The following is a 16895-nucleotide window of genomic DNA, read 5'->3' on the forward strand; positions in this document are numbered from 1 at the left end:
CCGATGACCGTGACCGGGGTGTCCGCGACGCTGGTGGCCCACGAGGTGGCCGAGGAGCGGCGGCGGGCCGGGTTGCCGGTGCTGCCGCTGTCGTTCGGGCAGGCCGGGGTGCCGGTGCACCCGCTGCTGGTCGAGGCGCTCACCGGGGCCGCGGGCCGCAACGACTACGGCCCGGTGGCCGGCGATCCCGCGCTGCGGGACGCGGCCGCCGGCTGGTGGTCCCGGCGCGGGGTGCCGACCGAGGCCGGCCAGGTGGTGTGCGGGCCGGGGAGCAAGGCGCTGCTGTACGCGACGCTGCTCGCCGTCGGCGGCGACGTGGTGCTGCCGCGGCCGAGCTGGGTGTCCTACGCCCCGCAGGTCCGGCTCACCGGCGGCGCGGCGGTGCACGTGCCGACCAGGCCGGGGGAGGGCGGGGTGCCCGATCCCGACCTGCTGGCCGAGGCGGTGCGCGCGGCGCAGCGGCCGGTGCGGGCGGTGGTGCTGACGTTGCCGGACAACCCGACGGGCCGGCTGGCCGGGCCGGAGACCGTGCGCGCGGTGTGCGCGGTGGCCCGCGAGCACGACCTCACGATCGTGTCCGACGAGATCTACCGGGACCTGGTCTACCCCGGGACCACCGTGCTGAGCCCGGCCGAGGTCGCGCCGGAGCGCACGGTGGTCACCACCGGGTTGAGCAAGAACCTGGCGCTGGGCGGCTGGCGTCTCGGGGTGGCGAGGTTCCCCGACGGGCCGTTGCGCGCGGCGGTGCTGACGGTGGCCAGCGAGCTGTGGTCCTGCCCGGCGCGTCCGGTGGAGGCCGCCGCCGCGCTCGCCTTCGCCGAGCCGCCGGCCATCAAGTCCTATGTGGACAACGCGCGGGCGGTGTACCGACGGATCACCACGGCGGTGGCCGAGCGGTTCGCCGACGCCGGGGCCGAGGTCGCGGCGCCACAGGCGGCGTTCTACTGCTATCCGGACCTGTCGCCGCTGCTGTCCGGGGTGACGGCCTGGGAGGTCGCCGACCGGCTGCTCGCCGACCACGGGGTGGCGCTGCTGCCCGGGGTCGAGTTCGGTGAGCCGGCGTCCTCGCTGTCCTTCCGGGTGGCGACCGGCCAGCTGACCGGCCGGACCGACGACCAGCGCCGGGCCGTCCTGGCGGCCGACGATCCGCTCACCCTGCCCTGGGTGGCCGCCGCGTTGGACCACCTCACCTCGGCACTGGCCACGCTCTCCCGGTGATCCGCTTCGCCGTGCGGGTCAAGCCGGGCGCCCGCCGCACCTCGGTCGGCGGGCGCTGGCCCGCGCCCGCCGGCGACGCGCTGATCGTCGCGGTCGCCGCCCCGGCCGTCGACGGCAAGGCCAACGAGGCCGTCCGCCGAGCGCTGGCCACCGCGTTCGGCATCCGCCGCCAGGACGTCACGATCGTCACCGGCGACCGCGCCCGCGACAAGATCATCGAACTCACCGCCCCCGAAGCCCCCACCCGCCTGGCCGCCCTCCTCGGCTGACCACCCGCGGATGCCCTGAATGCCTCATTCGGGACGTTCAACGTCCCGAATGAGGCATTCAGGGCGTTGCTCGCGGTCAGGCTCCCAGGGTCCAGACGGCGGCGGCGATGGCGTCGGAGTTGCGGTCAAGGGCGGTCTCGTCGATGTTGGCGGTCGTGTCGCACGCGGAGTGGTAGCAGGGGTCGAACGCCTCGCCCGCGGTGCCGCCCCACTTCTGCGCCTGCTCCGGGGTCTTGGTGTCCTCCGCGCCGGTGAACACCCCACCGGTCGGGATGCCGGCCTCGGCGAACGCCGCGTGGTCGGAGCGGCCGCCGATGGCCACCGGCTCGGTCGGCACGCCCGCCGCCGCGTAGTGGCCGTTGAGCATCTCCTCGAACGCCGCCGAGCCATCGGGCTGACCGTCCGACGAGTAGACGAAGTAGCCCGCGTTCGGCGAGCCGACCATGTCGAAGTTCAGGTATCCGGAGATCTTCGCGACCTCCTCGGCCGGCAGGCTCTGCACGTAGTGCGTCGAGCCAACCAGCCCGAGCTCCTCGGCACCCCACCACGCGAACCGCAGGTGCTTGGTCGGCTGGAGGTTCTGCTCGGCGGCGGTCAGCGCGACCTCCAACAGGGCCGCCGAGCCGGAGCCGTTGTCGTTGATCCCCGGCCCGGACCGCACGCTGTCGGCGTGCCCGCCCACCATCAGCACCGCGTTCTCGTCCCCGCCCGGCCAGTCGGCGATCAGGTTGTACCCGGTGCCGCCCGCGTCGAACTCCTGCAGCGTGGTGACGAACCCGGCGGCGTCCAGCTTGGCCCGCAGGTACTCCAGCCCGGCCAGGTACCCCGGCTGCCCGTGCGCCCGGTTGCCGCCGTTGGCCTCCGCGATCTGTTGCAGCTGGGCCAGATGCGCCTGCACGTCGGCCACCGGGATGTCCGGCGCCGCGGCGAACCGCTCGGTGGCGAACGTCGGGGCTGACGGCTCGCTCGCCTCCGTCGGCGTGGTCGCCGCGCACGCCGCGCCGAGGGTGACCGCGGTGATGCCGAGCGCGGCGAGCGAGCGGATGAGCCTCATGGTCGTCCCTCCGGGGAGTTGCCGATCTCTCGTCAGCGTGTCAACGGTGTGTTTCGCACGCTAGGTTCATTCGTCGGAAAGTTCATCTCGAGTCCCGTCAGGGGAGGTGTGTGTGGCTACCGACCTCGCCCTCGTGCTCGGGGTGGTAGCCGCCGTGCTGCTGGTGGCGGTGCTCGCGGTGCGGGTCTCGGTGCGGCTCGGGTTCCCGTCCCTGCTGCTGTTCCTCGCCATCGGCATGCTGCTCGGCGAGGGCGGCGTCGGCATCGAGTTCGAGAACGCGGAGCTCACCGAGTCGCTCGGGTTGGCCGCGTTGGTGCTGATCCTCACCGAGGGCGGGCTGACGACCCGCTGGCCACAGGTGAAGACCTCACTGTGGCCGGGGATCGTGCTGTCCACCCTGGCCGTCGGGGTGAGCATCGTGGTCACCGGCGTCGCGCTGCACCTGCTGCTCGGCCTCGACTGGCGGATGGCGTTGCTGTGGGGCGCGGTGCTCGCGCCGACCGACGCCGCCGCGGTGTTCAGCGTGCTGCGCAACGTCTCGGTGAGCCGGCGGCTGGTCGGCGCGCTCGAGCTGGAGTCCGGGATGAACGACGCCGCCGCCTACATCGCGGTGGTGCTGCTGGCCTCCGGCGGGGTGGTCACCTGGGACCTGCCGCTGCTGGTGATCTACGAGCTGGTCGTCGGCGCGCTCATCGGCGTCGGGCTCGGCTGGGTCGCGGCGCTCGCGTTGCGCCGCGCGGCGCTGCCGGCCACCGGTCTGTACCCACTCGCGGCGGTCGCGGTGTCGGTGCTCGCGTTCGCCGGCGGGTCGGCGATCCACGCCTCGGGACTGTTGGCGGCCTACGTCTCCGCGCTGGTGCTCGGCAACTCGCGGCTGCCCCACCGCAGCGACACGGTCTCCTTCGCCGAAGGGCTGGGCATCCTGTCCCAGATCGGCCTGTTCGTGTTGCTCGGGCTGTTCATGTCACCCGACCGGGTGCTGCACGCGGTCGTGCCGGGGTTGGTCGCCGGCGCGGTGGTGACGTTGGTCGCCCGGCCGATCTCGGTGAGCCTGTCGGTGGCGGGGTTCCGGATGCCCTGGCGAGAACAGGTGTTCCTGTCGTGGGCCGGGCTGCGTGGCGCGGTGCCGATCGTGCTCGCGATGATCCCGCTTACCGAGGGGATGCCCGGCGCCCAACAACTGGTCGACGCGGTGTTCGTGCTGGTCATCGTGCTCACCCTGGTCCAGGGCAGCACGTTGCAGCTGCTCGCCAAGTTCCTCGGGCTCGGTGGTGGCGCGCATTCCATGGAGGTCTCCGTGGACGCCGCGCCGCTCGACGAGCTCGGCGCGGTGCTGTTGCAGGTGCGGATCCCGTCAGGGTCCAAGCTGCACGGTGTGTACCTGAGCGAGCTGCGGCTGCCGGAGGGCGCGACGGTCAGCCTGCTGGTCCGCGCCGGCGTCGGCCACACGCCGGACTCGACCACGCGGTTGCAGGAGGAGGACCAGCTGCTGGTGGTGGCCACCGAGCAGGTCAGGTCGCGCACCGAGCACCGGATCCGCGCGGTCGACCGGGCAGGCCGGTTCGCCAAGTGGAAGGGCGAGACCGGCGAGGAGCAGTAGCGTCAGTCGGTCAGCTGGTCGATCAGGCGCATCTTGTTCGTCGCGTCCAGCGCGGCCACCTTGTAGGACTCGGCCAGGGTCGGGTAGTTGAACACGGTGTCCACCAGGTAGTCCACCGTGCCGCCGAGGCCCATCACCGCCTGTCCGATGTGGACCAGCTCGGTGGCGTTGGTGCCGAAGACGTGCACCCCGAGCAGCGACCGGTCCACTGGGGACACCAGCAGTTTCAACACGCCGTAGGAGTCGCCGATGATCTGGCCCCGTGCCAGCTCGCGGTAGCGGGAGACGCCGACCTCGAACGGGATGCGCTTCTCGGTCAGCTCGTCCTCGGTGCGGCCGATGTAGCTGATCTCGGGGATGGTGTAGATGCCGATCGGCTGCAGCTCGTGCATGGGGTGGGCCGGTTCGCCGCACGCGTGGTGGGCGGCCAGGCGGCCCTGCTCCATCGAGGTCGCGGCCAGCGCGGGGAAGCCGATCACGTCGCCGACCGCGTAGATGTTGTCCACCGGCGTGCGGAACTCGGCGTCCACCTCGATGCGGCCGCGCTTGTCCGCCTGCAGGCCGGCGGCCGGCAGGTCGAGGTGCTCGGTCATGCCCTGGCGGCCGGCCGAGTACATCACCATGTCGGCGGGGATCTTCTTGCCGCTCTCCAGGATGGTGACCGTGCCCTTGGCGTAGCGCTCGACGGCGGTGACCGTCTCACCGAACCGGAAGGTGACCGCGAGGTCGCGCAGCTGGTACTTGAGCGCCTCGACGACCTCGGTGTCGCAGAAGTCGAGCATCCGCATCCGCTGCTCGATCACCGTGACCTTGGTGCCCAGCGCGGCGAACATCGACGCGTACTCGATGCCGATCACCCCGGCGCCGACGACGATCATCGAGCGCGGGATCCGGTCGAGCCCGAGAATGCCGTCGGAGTCGATGATCGTCTGCTCGTCGAAGTCCACTGTGGACGGTCGGGCGGGGGTGGTGCCGGTGGCGATCACGATCTTGGTGGCGGTGACCGAGCGTTCCTGCCCGGTGCCGTCGGTGACCTGCACGGTGTTGCGGTCGAGGAACCGGCCCATGCCGGGCAGCACGTCGATGCCGTTGCGGGCCAGCTGCGCGCGGATCACGTCGACCTCGCGGCCGACCACGTGGCTCGTGCGGGCGGTCAGGTCGGCGATGGTGATCTCGTCCTTGACCCGGTAGCTCTGCCCGTACAGGTCGCGCTGGGACATGCCGGTCAGGTAGAGGACGGCCTCACGCAGGGTCTTGGACGGGATGGTGCCGGTGTTGATGCACACGCCGCCGATCATGTTGCGGCGCTCGACCAGCCCGACGTTGGCGCCGAGCTTGGCGGCCGCGATGGCCGCCTTCTGCCCGCCGGGACCCGAGCCGAGCACCAGCAGGTCGTAGTCGCTCGCAAGCTCACTCATGCCGTCAGTCTGGCAATGCTCGAGGACGGTCGGCTACTCTGGTCCCTCGAAGGTCATGAGTGTCAGCGCGAAGCCCCGGCTTGCTGACCGGCAACCCTCCAACCGCGGTGGGGTGCCCCGGGTGAGGACCTGGCCCTCCGCGCGGTGCGGGCGGGCAAGCGCGGGTCCCCGTGGGCGGGGTCCCCGACCCGGGAGTGAACTCCGATGACCCTCGCCATTCCGCACGCTCGACCGGTCCTCGACGCGGTGCCGCCGGTGGCCGGCGCCCAGCTCACGGTGCCGCTGGTCGACGGGCGCGCGGTGCCCTACGCGAACCTCGACCACGCGGCCAGCGCGCCGTGCCTGCTGGCCGTGCGGGACGCGGTCGACGAGCTGCTGCCCTGGTACGCGAGCGTGCACCGGGGCGCCGGGTTCGCCTCGCAGGTGTCGACCAGGGTCTACGAGCAGGCCCGCGAGGTGGTGCGCTCGTTCGTCAGGGCGCGTGGCACGGACTCGGTGGTGTTCACCCGCAACACGACGGATGCGATGAACCTGCTGGCCAGGACGTTGCCACGGGGCACGTCGGTGGTGGTGTTCGACACCGATCACCACGCGGCGCTGCTGCCGTGGCGCGGCCGGCTGGTGCGCCGGATCTCGTCGGTGGCCGCGCTGGGGGAGGCGTTGCGGTCGTGTCCGACCGGGCCGAGGCTGGTGGTGGTGACCGGGGCGTCGAACGTGACCGGTGAGCTGTGGCCGGTGTCCTCGGTGGTCGCGACCGCGCGCGAGCACGGTGCTCGGGTGGTGCTCGACGCCGCGCAGCTCGCGCCGCACCGCCCGGTGGACGTGCGCGCGCTGGACGTGGACTACGTGGTGCTCTCCGGCCACAAGCTGTACGCGCCGTTCGGCGTCGGTGCCCTGGTCGGCCGCGCGGACTGGCTGCGGGCGGCGGCCCCGTACCTGGCCGGCGGCGGCGCGTCCAGCCTGGTCGCCGACGACCTGTCGGTGTCCTGGTCGGCCGGGGTGGAGCGGCACGAGGCCGGCACGCCCAACGTGGTCGGCGCGCACGCGCTCGCGGTGGCGTGCCGGACGATCCAGTCATGGGGCTGGGAGTCGATCATCGGCCATGAGCGGGCGTTGCTCGACCGGTTGCGTGCCGGGCTCGCCGGAGTGCCCGGCCTGCGGGAGCTGAGCCTGTTCGACGCGGACCGGGTGGCGGTGGTCAGCTTCGCGGTCGATGGCCACGACCCCGGGCTGCTGGCCGCGGCGCTGTCGGCCGAGTACGGCATCGGGGTCCGCGACGGGGCGTTCTGCGCGCATGTGGCGACGCGACGGCTGCTGGCGGGGGCCGGTGTGCCGGGCGGGCGGGCGTTACGGGCGAGCCTGGGGCTCGGCAGCACGGTCGAGCACGTCGACCGGGTGGTGTCGGCGCTGCACACCCTGGTCGCCGACGGCCCCGCCTGGGACTACGCGCTGGCCGACGGCCGCTGGACGCCGACCCCCGACCCGCGCGGCCTGCCCGCGTTCCTGGCTGGTGAGCCGCCGGCAGGTCAGTAGGATGATCGGGGTGGGTGACACCGAGACCCGGGAGCTGGACGCCGAGTCGTTCCGAGAGTTCGGTGCGCGAGCTGTCGACCCGAACGTCGTGTTCGCCGGACTGGCGCGCATCCGGGACCTGCTCGATGACCTGGCGGCTTCCTCGGTCGGGATGCGGAACCTGCTCGTGCACGAGTACCTGGAGATCGACGTCGAGCAGGTCGCCGCCGCGGTGCCGCTCGCCCTGGACGGTTACCGGCGGTATGTGGCCGCTGTTGCCGGTTTCGTCACCCGTGGTTGATGTGCCGGACAGCTCCGTTCGGGGGACGTGGACAATGGCCGGGTGAGCGACGAGCCCAGAACCGGCACCGAGGCCGAGACCGGCGTGCCGGATGCCGACGAGAACACGCCGGTCGCCGGCGGCGACGGGCCAGGCGACACCCCGCCACCGGCGGACGTCCGGCCCCCGCGCCGGGCCTGGCTGTTCGCCGTCGTGGCGCCGGTGTTGCTGGTCGCGGACGTGATCACCAAGATCGTGGCGGTCTCGGCGCTCGACGGGGAACCGCCGGTCCGGGTGCTCGGCGGGTTCGTCTACCTGCAGATCGTGCGCAACCCGGGTGCCGCGTTCGGCATGGCCACCGGGATGACCTGGCTGCTGACCCTGGTCGCGCTCGGGGTCGTGGTCGCGATCATCTGGATCATGCCCAAGCTGCGGTCGGTCGGCTGGGCGGTCGGGCTCGCGATGGTGCTCGCCGGGGCGCTGGGCAACCTCATCGACCGGTTCTTCCGCGAGCCGGGGCCGTTGCGTGGGCACGTGGTGGACTTCGTCTCGGTCCTGGAGCCCAACGGGTCCTTCTTCCCGGTCTTCAACGTCGCCGACTCCGCGATCGTCTGCGGCGGCGCGCTCATCGTGCTGATGGCCCTGCTCGGTCGCGACTACGACGGCACGTCCACAAAAGACAAAGCAACCGACAAGGCAACCGACAAGACTAAGGACGACACGTGACCGAGCGAACCCTCCCGGTTCCCGACGGTCTGGACGGCATGCGGGTCGACGCCGGCCTGGCCAAGCTGCTCGGCCTGTCCCGCACGACCGTCGCCGCGCTCGCCGAGTCCGGCGAGGTCAGCCTGGACGGGCGCCCGGCTGGCAAGTCCGACCGGCTCGTCGCCGGCACCTGGCTCGAGATCACCCTGCCCGACCCCGATCGCCCGATCGAGATCGAGCCGATCGCGGTCGCCGGCATGAAGATCCTCTACGAGGACGACGACGTGATCGCGGTCGACAAGCCGGTCGGCGTCGCCGCGCACCCCAGCCCCGGCTGGACCGGGCCGACGGTCGTCGGCGGGCTCGCGGCCGCCGGTGTGCGGGTGTCCACCTCCGGCGCGGCCGAGCGCACGGGCGTGGTGCACCGGCTGGACGTCGGCACCACCGGCGTGATGGTCGTGGCCAAGAGCGAGCACGCCTACACCGTCCTGAAGCGGGCGTTCAAGGAACGCACCGTCGACAAGGGCTACCACGCGCTCGTGCAGGGCCACCCCGACCCGACCTCGGGCACCATCGACGCGCCGATCGACCGGCACCCCAAGCACGACTACAAGTTCGCCGTGGTCGCCAGCGGCCGGCCGAGCATCACCCACTACGAGGTGCTCGAGGCCTTCCGCGCGGCGTCCCTGGTGGACATCCGGCTGGAGACCGGCCGCACGCACCAGATCCGGGTGCACTTCTCGGCGCTGCGCCACCCGTGCGTCGGCGACCTGACCTACGGCGCCGACCCGGTGCTCGCCAAGCGCCTCGGCCTGACCCGCCAGTGGCTGCACGCCAGGCAGCTCGCGTTCGACCACCCGGCCGACGGCCGGCGGATCGAGTTCGTCAGCGAGTACCCCGACGACCTGCGCGCGGCCCTGGACAAACTCGCCAGGGAGAGCTAGCACTACCGCGAGTCACCTGCCCTGAATGCCTCATTCGGGACGTTGAGCGTCGCCAATGCCTCATTCAGGGCATTGCGGCTGTTAGTTCTCGACGGTCCAGGTCAGGGTGCGGGACTCCTCGTCCGGGCGCGGGCTCCAACGGACGCGGTTGACCTCGGTGTGCTCGGGCACCACGTACACGGTGTGCCCGCCGGCGGTCTCGCCCGGCGGCACGCCGATGCGGTGCGGCGGCCGGGAGGACAGCGACACCGGTGCCTTGCTGATCGTCTGCCCGTCCGGGGTCACCAGCACCAGGAACATGTCCGGCAGCGACTGGAACGCGATCTTGCCCCGGTTGGTCAGCTCGGTGTGCACGACCACCGACCGCTCGCCCTCCTGCAGCCGGTAGCCGGCGGCGGTGAACAGGTAGTCGGCCGGGTCGACGACCTCGACCAGCTGGATGGCCAGCTGCTCGCCCTCCAGGCCCTCGGTCTGCAGCATGGTGCCGACCTTGCCCTGTCGCACGTTCGCGTCCGGCCGCTCGGTGCGTACGGTCGGCTGGGTCATGTCCTGCGGCGGCTGGTCCCCGCGCGCCCAGGTGGCGACCTGCGGCGGACCCCACGTGCTGATCGACCCCTCCACCGGCGGCAGCGGCACGGGCGCGCTCGGCGGCCCGGACTGCGCGGGGAACGGCGCGCTCGGCGGGCCGGTCCGCTGGTAGGCGGCCGGCACCTGCTGCGGCCCGGACGGGACGGCATAGGGACCGGAGGGCACCTGGTAGGGCCCGGACGGAACCTGGTGCGGCCCTGGTTGCTGGCCCGGCGCGGCGTAGCCGTACTGCATACGCACCGGGACCGGGCCGGACGGCGGCGCCACGACGTGCTGGGGCTGCTGTGGGGGGTAGCCGTAGGCGACGGGCGGCATCGCCCCGAGCACGGCCCGCAGGCGCGCCGGGTCGCACTCGACGCCGACGAGCAGGGGCAGGCCGGCAGCCGACAGCGCGACCAGGCGCGAGGCCACCTCCCGGGGGTCCATCCCCAGCCTGGCGGCGACCTCGTGCACGGCTGCTCTGCCCATCTCGGCGACCGCGCCGAGCAGGCGGGCGTCTACCGGATCCGTCACGGCTCGCACGCTACCCGGTCGCCACGATCACCGTGTCACAGCCGCGCCCGTGGTGGCACATTCCTGGCAGGATCGCGCCGTGCAGACCGTCCACACCGGTGTCCTCACCCGGGACGACCGCGCCGCCGACCCGTGGCCGCTGCTCCCGTTCGACGTGCCGGCCGGGTGCGCGGGCATCACCGTCGAACTGGCGGTCGGTGATCCCGCCGCGGTGATCGACCTCGGCTGTACCGGGCCGGCGGGCTGGCGCGGCTGGTCGGGTGGCGCCCGCACCCGCTACACGATCACCCCGGCCGCCGCCACGCCCGGCTACCTGCCAGGCGAGCTGGAGCCGGGGACCTGGCACGTGGTCCTCGGGCTGCACCGGGTGCCGGCGCGGGGCGTCGACTACACGGTGACCGTGCGCGCCGGCGGCACCGTCGAGCCACCACACCCGACACCGCCCCCGGCACCGCCCGTGCCCGACCGGCCGCCGCCGCGCGCGCTGCCGGCGCTGCCCGACCTGCGGTGGGTGGCGGCCGACCTGCACGCGCACACCGTGCACTCCGACGGCGAGCTGACCATCGCCGAGCTGGCCGCGCTGGCCGTCGCGGCCGGGCTGGACGCGCTCGCGGTCACCGACCACAACACCGTCAGCCACCACGCCGAGCTCGCCGCGGTCGGCCGGCGCTACGGCGTCGCGCTGATCCCCGGCCAGGAGGTGACCACCGACCTTGGCCACGCCAACGCGTTCGGCGACATCGGCTGGGTCGACTTCCGCGCGCCGGCCACCACCTGGGTGCGCACGGTCGCCGAGCGCGGCGGGCTGCTGTCGATCAACCATCCGCTGGCCGCCGACTGCGCCTGGCGCCAGCCGCTGGCCGAGCGCCCGCCGTTGGCGGAGGTCTGGCACTCCAGCTGGCTGGCGCCGGCCTGGGGCGGCCCGGTGGCCTGGTGGCAGGCCTGGGGCAGCGCCACCACCCCGGTCGGCGGCAGCGACCTGCACCGGGTCGGCCACGGCGTCGACCTCGGCGCGCCGACGACCTGGGTCGCGGTGGACCGGGCGGCGCACACGCCCGACGAGCTGGTCACTGCGGTGCTCGACGGGTTGCGGGCGGGCGCGACGGCGGTCTCCCGCGAGCGCGGCGGCCCGGTGCTGCTGCCGCTGGGGGAGGAGGTGGTCGCCGTCGGCGCGGCCGGCGCGCTGGTGCTCGGCGACGGCCACCGGCGTCCGGTCAGGTCCGATTTGGACACCCTGCCGGCGGGCGGTCAGGTGCTGGGTGCCCACGACGGGAGCGTGCTGTCCCTGGCGGCGCGCGGCTGACCTTGTCAGCCGGCCGCGGGTGCTACAAGATTCCCACACGTTCTGTTCATGGTTGGTGAGAACCTCGCCACAGCTCGATGACGAGAGGTGGAAGACATGATGCGACGCGCGGTCACCCGCAGCGCCATTCCGCTGACGCTGGCCCTGGTGCTCACCGGCTGCCTCGGCCAGGAGCAGGAGTCCGACGCCGGGCGCAACGCCGACGCGAAGGACGTCACGCTCACCATCACCTCGAACTCCGACGCCGGCGGCAAGAACGAGATCAACGCCAGGTGGATCGAGGACTGGGTCATCCCCGAGTTCACCAAGCAACAGAAGGAAAAAGGCGTCAACGTCTCCATCGAGCACGACGGCATCGGCGTGGACGACGCGGACTACAAGGCCAAGGTGGCGCTGGACTTCGGCACCGACATCGGCGGCGACATCGTCGAGATCGACGGCATCTGGCTCGGCGAGTTCGCCCAGGGCGGCCAGGTCCGCCCGCTCGCGGACGTGGTCGGCGAGGACGTCGACTCCTGGGACGGCTGGGAGCAGATCCCCGACGCGGTCGAGGCGCTCGGCGAGTTCGACGGCCGGCGCTACGGGATCCCCCTGGGCACCGACGGCCGGGTGATCTTCTTCAACAAGAAGCTGTTCGCCGCGGCCGGCCTGCCCCAGGACTGGCAGCCCACTTCGTGGGCGGAGATCATCGCCGCCGCCGAGAAGCTCAAGGCACAGCCCGGCGTCATCCCGCTCCAGCTCAACGCCGGCACCGCGATGACCGAGGCGACCACCATGCAGGGCGTGCTGCCGCTGCTGGCCGGCACCGGCTCGGAGGTCTGGGCCGACGACAAGTGGCAGGGCGGCACCGAGGACCTGACCGCCGTGCTCGACCTCTACCAGCAGGTCTTCCGTGGCGGGCTGGGTGACCCGGTGCTCCAGCAGGAGGCAAAGGGCCGGGACAAGTCCTTCGAGCTGTTCGCGCAGAACAAGATCGGCATGCTGCTGGAGAGCGACTACTTCTGGCGCTCGGTGGTCGACCCGGCGACCGGTGTGGCGAAGATGGCCGACCGGGACACCGCCGTCGGCTGGGCGAAGATCCCCGCCAGGGAGCCCGGGGCCGGGGTCGACGGCCAGGACTTCGTCAGCATGTCCGGCGGCTCGATCCGGGTGATCAACCCCAGGACCGAGTACCCCCAGCAGGCCTGGGAGCTGCTGCGGTTCATGAACTCCGCCGAGGCGACCACGGCGCGGCTTGGCGACACCGCCCAGATCACCCAACGCGACGACGTCAACGCCGAGGTGCTCAGCGGCGACCCGATGCTCAGCTTCGTCGCCGAGGAGGTGCTGCCGATCACCCGGTTCCGCCCCGGCCTGGCCGACTACCCGAAGGTGTCCATCGCGTTGCAGCAGGCCACCGCGGACGTCGTCGCCGGCGCCAGCGCGCGCGATGCCGCCGCCGGGTACCGGACGGCGCTGGTCAAGGCCGTCGGCGAGGACGCGGTCAGCGGTGGTTGACGCCCCGCCGGCCGCGCCGGCGGGGCGAACGAGGCGGACCAGGGACACCGCCGGGATCGGCGTCACCCGCGCGGTCGCGTTCGTCTCGCCCGCGCTGCTGCTGATCGGGCTGTTCCTGGTCTTCCCCGCGCTGTGGACGATCTACATCGGGATCACCGACTACGCGCTGACCGGCACCGCGTCGCTGGCGCCGAGGATCGTCGGCTTCGGCAACTTCCTCGAAGCGCTCGACGACGCGCTGTTCGGCAACGCGCTGTGGCTGACGCTGGTGTTCGTCGCCGGCTCCGCGGTGCTCGGGCAGAACGTCCTCGGCTTCACCCTCGCCTGGCTGATGCGCGGGGCCCGGCCGGCGCTGCGGCGGGTGGTCGAGGGCCTGGTGCTGATGTCCTGGATCCTGCCCAGCGTCGTGGTGGCCTACCTGTGGATCGCGGTGCTCGACCGCGACGGCGGCACGCTCGGCGCGCTGCTCGGCTCGCCGGGGACCGCGTGGCTGGTCGAGTACCCGATGGCCTCGCTGGTGGTGTTCAACACCTGGCGGGGCACCGCGTTCTCGATGATGTTGTACAGCTCGGCGCTGGCCGCGGTGCCGCCCTCGCAGCTGGAGACCGCGCGCGGCATGGGCGCGAGCGGCTGGCAGACCGTGCGGGACGTGGTGTTCCCGCACATCCGGGGGCACGTGCTGACCAACACGCTGCTGATCTCGTTGTGGACGGCCAACGACTTCACCCCGTTCCTGCTCACCGCCGGCGGGCCCAACCACGCGTCGGAGACCCTGCCGGTCTTCATCTACCAGCAGGCCATCGCCAGCGGCCGGCTCGGCTACGCCGCGGCCATCTCGGTGCTGCTGTTGCTGGTCAACCTGGTCGTGTCCGCGGTGTACCTGCTGTTGTTGCGGCGGCGGTCGTGACCGCCCGGCAGGTGCTGGCGCGCACCGGGTACACCGCGTTCATGGCGGTGGTGCTCGCGTTCTTCGCGGTGCCGATGCTGTGGCTGGCCTCCGCGCCCTTCGACAGCGATCCCGGCCTCGGGCTGGCATGGCCGGACTGGACGCTGGCCAACTGGCAGACCACCTTCGAACACCCCTACGCGCTGTCCTCGCTGGTGAACTCGCTGGTGCTGTGCGTGGTGGCGACCGCGGTGACCACGGTGTTCGCCACCCTCGCGGCGTATGCGCTGTCCCGGGTGCGGATCCCGGGCCGGGACGCGCTGCTGTACGTGTTGCTGCTGCTGTCCAGTGTGGTCACCGGGACCGCGGCGATGGTGCCGATCTTCGTGATGATGTTCCAGCTCGGCCTGATCAACTCGCAGTACGCGACCGGCCTGGTGATCGCGGGCGGGCTGCTGCCGGCGGCCATCTTCATCCTGAAGGACTTCGTCGACTCGGTGCCGAGGTCCTACGAGGAGTCGGCGCGGGTGTTCGGCGCGTCGCCGACGCAGGTGCTGCTGCACGTGGTGCTGCCGGTCGCGCGGCCGGGGATCGCGACGATCCTGGTGTGGTCGTTCGTCCAGGCGTGGGGCAACTTCCTGCTGCCGTTCCTGCTGCTGCGGGACGTGTCCCAGCAGCCGGCCGCGGTGCTGCTGCGGACGTTGCGCGACGAGGGCGGCAGCGCGAACCTCACGGTGATCCCGGTGTTCTCGCTGCTGTACGCGATTCCGGTGGTGGCGCTGTACTTGTTCGTCAGCAAGCGGTACGGGTTCCGCTTCCACGGAGGGATCAAGGCCTGATGGCGGGGATCGAGTTGGCTGGGCTGTCCACCGTGTACCCGAACGGGGTGCGGGCGGTGGACGACCTGGACCTGACCATCGCCGACGGCGAGTTCTTCGCGCTGCTCGGGCCGTCGGGGTGCGGGAAGACGACGTTGCTGCGCACGATCGCCGGCCTGGAGCGGGCGTCGGCTGGCTCGGTATCGATCGGGGACGCCGTGGTCACCGGGGTCGAGCCGGGGCGGCGGCAGGTGGCCATGGTGTTCCAGGACTACGCGCTGTTCCCGCACATGACGGTGTCGCAGAACATCGCCTACCCGCTGCGGGTCCGGCGGGCGCCGAAGTCCGAGCAGGCCGAGGTGGCCGCGCGGACGGCGGGCGGGCTCGGCCTGGACGGCCTGCTCGACCGGCGGCCGGCGCAGCTGTCCGGCGGCCAGCAGCAGCGGGTGGCGCTGGCCAGGGCGATGGCGATGTCGGCCAAGGTGCTGCTGCTCGACGAGCCGCTGTCCAACCTGGACGCCCGGTTGCGGCTGGAGGCGCGCACGTTCCTCAAGCGCCTGCAGCGCGACCTCGGCATGACGACGGTGTTCGTGACCCACGACCAGTCCGAGGCGCTGGCCATGGCCGACCGGATCGCGGTGATGTCCGACGGGCGGATCCGGCAGCTCGGCAGCCCCAAGGAGGTCTTCCAGCGCCCGGCGGACACGTTCGTGGCCAACTTCATCGGCTCGACCCCGATGAACCTGCTGCCAGGGCGGACGGTCGACGCGCTGGTCGAGGTCGCCGGGGCGCGCCTGGCGCACCCCGCCACCGTGGCCGACGGCACCCCGGTCACGGTCGGCATCCGCCCCGAGTACCTGCGCGTGGCGCCGGCGGGCATCACCGGCACGGTGTCCATCGTGGAGAACCTCGGGGTGACCTCGCTGGTGACCCTGGAGTGTCCCGGTGAGATCCAGGTCGGCCTGACCGTGCCCGAGCACGAGGAGCCGGCCGTCGGCGCGGAGCTGACCGTGGCACCGCAGCCCGGCCGGCTGCTGGTCTACGACGCCGAGACGGGCGCGGCGCTCGGGTAATTCGGTTGGCACCGGATGATCTGATGGCGGGGTGGACATCTCCCTGGTGATCGCCTTCGCCGCCGCCTGCTTCGTGATCAGCGTCGTGCCCGGTCAGGACATGATGTTCATCGTGGCCAACGGGATCGCGCGCGGCCGGGCGGCCGGCGTGGTCGCCGCGGTCGGCATGTCGACCGGGATCGCGGTGCACACCGTGCTCGCCGCGCTCGGCCTCGGCGCGCTGCTGGCCGCGGCCCCGGTTGCCCTGGACACCATCCGGATCGTCGGCGCGGTCTTCCTGGTCTACCTGGCGATCTCGGCCATCCGCGCGGCCCGGGCGGTCACCCCCACCGCCCCGGAACGCGGCAGCCCGAGGTCGCTGCGCCGCACCTTCGCCATGGCCGTGCTCACCAACCTGGCCAACCCGAAGGTCATCCTGTTCTACCTGGCGTTCTTCCCCCAGTTCCTCACCGAGAACGGCTGGTCCACCCCGGTGCAGTTCCTGGTCATGGGCGCGATCCTGGTCGTGATCGGCTTCTCCGTCGACGGTTCCGTAGGCCTGGCCGCCGGCACCCTCGCCGCCCTGTTACGCCGCCGCCCAGCCATCCAACGCTGGCTCCACCGCGTCTCCGCCGCCATCTTCGCCACCCTGGCCCTCCGCCTGGCCACCGACCGCTGACCCACCCCCCGCGAGTCCAACGCTCCCGTCAGGCCGGCAGTTCGCGGCGCAGCATCCGGTACAGCACCTGGTCGCACCACCTGCCGTCGCGGAAGCTGAACTCGGCCAGCACGCCCTCCCGTACGAAGCCGGCCCGCTCCAGCGCCCGCTGCTCGGCCACGTTGTCCGTGTCGGTCCACGCCTGGATGCGGTTCACCGGGCTGTGCGCGAACAGGTACCGCGCCAGCAACCGCTGCGCCGCCGTGCCATGTCCCCTGCCCCGCCACTGCGGCCACAGGCTGATGCCGAACTCGATGACGTAGGCCCGTGGGCTGGGCGACTGCTGGGTCCAGGACACGAACCCGAGCCGCTCGCCGCCGAGGTCGATCATCAGCACCGTGTGCTCGTCGGCGACCAGCCCGTTCTCCTGCCACTTCCGGCGCCACTTGGTCGGGTCGGAGAACCCGGTCCAGTTGTACTCGCCGATCGCGTCGGGGTCGGCGAACATCCCGTCGAGCGGATCCAGATCCTGCTCGGTCACCGGCCGTAGCCGCAGCACCTCGGTCATGCCGGCACCGTA

17 protein-coding genes and 1 riboswitch are annotated in these 16895 nt (G+C 72.3%); of the genes, 13 read left to right on the forward strand and 4 right to left on the reverse strand.

Going from position 1 to position 16895, the window contains the following annotated elements; translation table 11 throughout:
- The first annotated feature begins 3 nt into the window (after positions 1 to 3).
- Together ACYVIP_RS40295 and ACYVIP_RS40300 are read left to right on the forward strand one after the other, a co-directional pair.
- Positions 4 to 1218, forward strand: coding sequence for a pyridoxal phosphate-dependent aminotransferase (locus ACYVIP_RS40295; RefSeq protein ID WP_460406349.1), 1215 nt, complete (start codon positions 4 to 6; stop codon positions 1216 to 1218).
- Positions 1215 to 1487 (forward strand): DUF167 domain-containing protein, encoded by a 273-nt coding sequence (locus tag ACYVIP_RS40300; RefSeq protein WP_460406350.1) that lies wholly within the window; start codon positions 1215 to 1217, stop codon positions 1485 to 1487. Before ACYVIP_RS40295 ends, ACYVIP_RS40300 begins: the two co-directional genes overlap by 4 nt.
- Positions 1488 to 1563: 76 nt before the next feature.
- Here the strand turns inward: ACYVIP_RS40300 and ACYVIP_RS40305 are convergent, their stop codons facing one another.
- Entirely contained in the window at positions 1564 to 2541 is a 978-nt protein-coding gene (locus ACYVIP_RS40305) for a M28 family metallopeptidase (protein WP_460406351.1), read from the reverse strand.
- Between the two features lie 112 nt (positions 2542 to 2653).
- Here ACYVIP_RS40305 and ACYVIP_RS40310 point away from each other — a divergent pair, with 112 nt between their 5' ends.
- Positions 2654 to 4141, forward strand: a complete 1488-nt coding sequence (locus ACYVIP_RS40310; RefSeq protein ID WP_460406352.1) for a potassium/proton antiporter — start codon at positions 2654 to 2656, stop codon at positions 4139 to 4141.
- A gap of 2 nt (positions 4142 to 4143) precedes the next feature.
- Here the strand turns inward: ACYVIP_RS40310 and sthA are convergent, their stop codons facing one another.
- Positions 4144 to 5559: a Si-specific NAD(P)(+) transhydrogenase gene (gene sthA / locus ACYVIP_RS40315; RefSeq protein ID WP_460406353.1), complete on the reverse strand. Its 1416-nt coding sequence runs from the start codon at positions 5557 to 5559 to the stop codon at positions 4144 to 4146.
- Between the two features lie 51 nt (positions 5560 to 5610).
- Positions 5611 to 5726, forward strand: a riboswitch (SAM riboswitch).
- Positions 5727 to 5763: 37 nt separating this feature from the next.
- On the opposite strand from sthA, the gene ACYVIP_RS40320 reads away from it, so the two are divergent.
- From ACYVIP_RS40320 to ACYVIP_RS40335, 4 genes are read left to right on the forward strand one after another with little or no spacing between them, the layout of a single operon-like run.
- Complete coding sequence (locus tag ACYVIP_RS40320; protein WP_460406354.1) at positions 5764 to 7092, forward strand: aminotransferase class V-fold PLP-dependent enzyme; 1329 nt, start codon at positions 5764 to 5766, stop codon at positions 7090 to 7092.
- A 10-nt stretch (positions 7093 to 7102) separates the two neighbouring features.
- Entirely contained in the window at positions 7103 to 7372 is a 270-nt protein-coding gene (locus ACYVIP_RS40325; RefSeq protein ID WP_460406355.1) for a HepT-like ribonuclease domain-containing protein, read from the forward strand.
- A gap of 42 nt (positions 7373 to 7414) precedes the next feature.
- Positions 7415 to 8077 carry a signal peptidase II gene (gene lspA / locus ACYVIP_RS40330; RefSeq protein WP_460406356.1) on the forward strand — a complete coding sequence of 221 codons (663 nt, stop codon included), beginning with the start codon at positions 7415 to 7417 and terminating at the stop codon, positions 8075 to 8077.
- Complete coding sequence (locus ACYVIP_RS40335; protein WP_460406357.1) at positions 8074 to 9000, forward strand: RluA family pseudouridine synthase; 927 nt, start codon at positions 8074 to 8076, stop codon at positions 8998 to 9000. The genes lspA and ACYVIP_RS40335 overlap by 4 nt, the downstream gene beginning before the upstream one ends.
- An 81-nt stretch (positions 9001 to 9081) precedes the next feature.
- Here ACYVIP_RS40335 and ACYVIP_RS40340 read toward each other — a convergent pair whose 3' ends face one another.
- Complete coding sequence (locus ACYVIP_RS40340; protein WP_460406434.1) at positions 9082 to 10056, reverse strand: AsnC family protein; 975 nt, start codon at positions 10054 to 10056, stop codon at positions 9082 to 9084.
- Positions 10057 to 10180: 124 nt separating this feature from the next.
- On the opposite strand from ACYVIP_RS40340, the gene ACYVIP_RS40345 reads away from it, so the two are divergent.
- The 6 genes from ACYVIP_RS40345 to ACYVIP_RS40370 all read left to right on the forward strand — a co-directional run bounded on the left by ACYVIP_RS40345 (position 10181) and on the right by ACYVIP_RS40370 (position 16336).
- Positions 10181 to 11404, forward strand: a complete 1224-nt coding sequence (locus ACYVIP_RS40345) for a CehA/McbA family metallohydrolase (RefSeq protein WP_460406358.1) — start codon at positions 10181 to 10183, stop codon at positions 11402 to 11404.
- A 96-nt stretch (positions 11405 to 11500) separates the two neighbouring features.
- Entirely contained in the window at positions 11501 to 12901 is a 1401-nt protein-coding gene (locus ACYVIP_RS40350; RefSeq protein ID WP_460406359.1) for an extracellular solute-binding protein, read from the forward strand.
- Positions 12894 to 13808: a carbohydrate ABC transporter permease gene (locus ACYVIP_RS40355; protein WP_460406360.1), complete on the forward strand. Its 915-nt coding sequence runs from the start codon at positions 12894 to 12896 to the stop codon at positions 13806 to 13808. Before ACYVIP_RS40350 ends, ACYVIP_RS40355 begins: the two co-directional genes overlap by 8 nt.
- Positions 13805 to 14626, forward strand: a complete 822-nt coding sequence (locus ACYVIP_RS40360; RefSeq protein ID WP_460406361.1) for a carbohydrate ABC transporter permease — start codon at positions 13805 to 13807, stop codon at positions 14624 to 14626. Before ACYVIP_RS40355 ends, ACYVIP_RS40360 begins: the two co-directional genes overlap by 4 nt.
- On the forward strand, positions 14626 to 15678 hold the full coding sequence (locus ACYVIP_RS40365; protein ID WP_460406362.1) for an ABC transporter ATP-binding protein: 1053 nt from the start codon (positions 14626 to 14628) through the stop codon (positions 15676 to 15678). Before ACYVIP_RS40360 ends, ACYVIP_RS40365 begins: the two co-directional genes overlap by 1 nt.
- A gap of 31 nt (positions 15679 to 15709) precedes the next feature.
- The gene (locus ACYVIP_RS40370; RefSeq protein ID WP_460406363.1) at positions 15710 to 16336 is read left to right on the forward strand and encodes a LysE family translocator; all 627 of its coding nucleotides are present in this window, start codon (positions 15710 to 15712) and stop codon (positions 16334 to 16336) included.
- 28 nt (positions 16337 to 16364) lie between these two features.
- Here ACYVIP_RS40370 and ACYVIP_RS40375 read toward each other — a convergent pair whose 3' ends face one another.
- The gene (locus ACYVIP_RS40375; protein WP_460406364.1) at positions 16365 to 16883 is read right to left on the reverse strand and encodes a GNAT family N-acetyltransferase; all 519 of its coding nucleotides are present in this window, start codon (positions 16881 to 16883) and stop codon (positions 16365 to 16367) included.
- Positions 16884 to 16895 lie beyond the last annotated feature (12 nt).

This window comes from Actinophytocola sediminis (assembly GCF_054779715.1).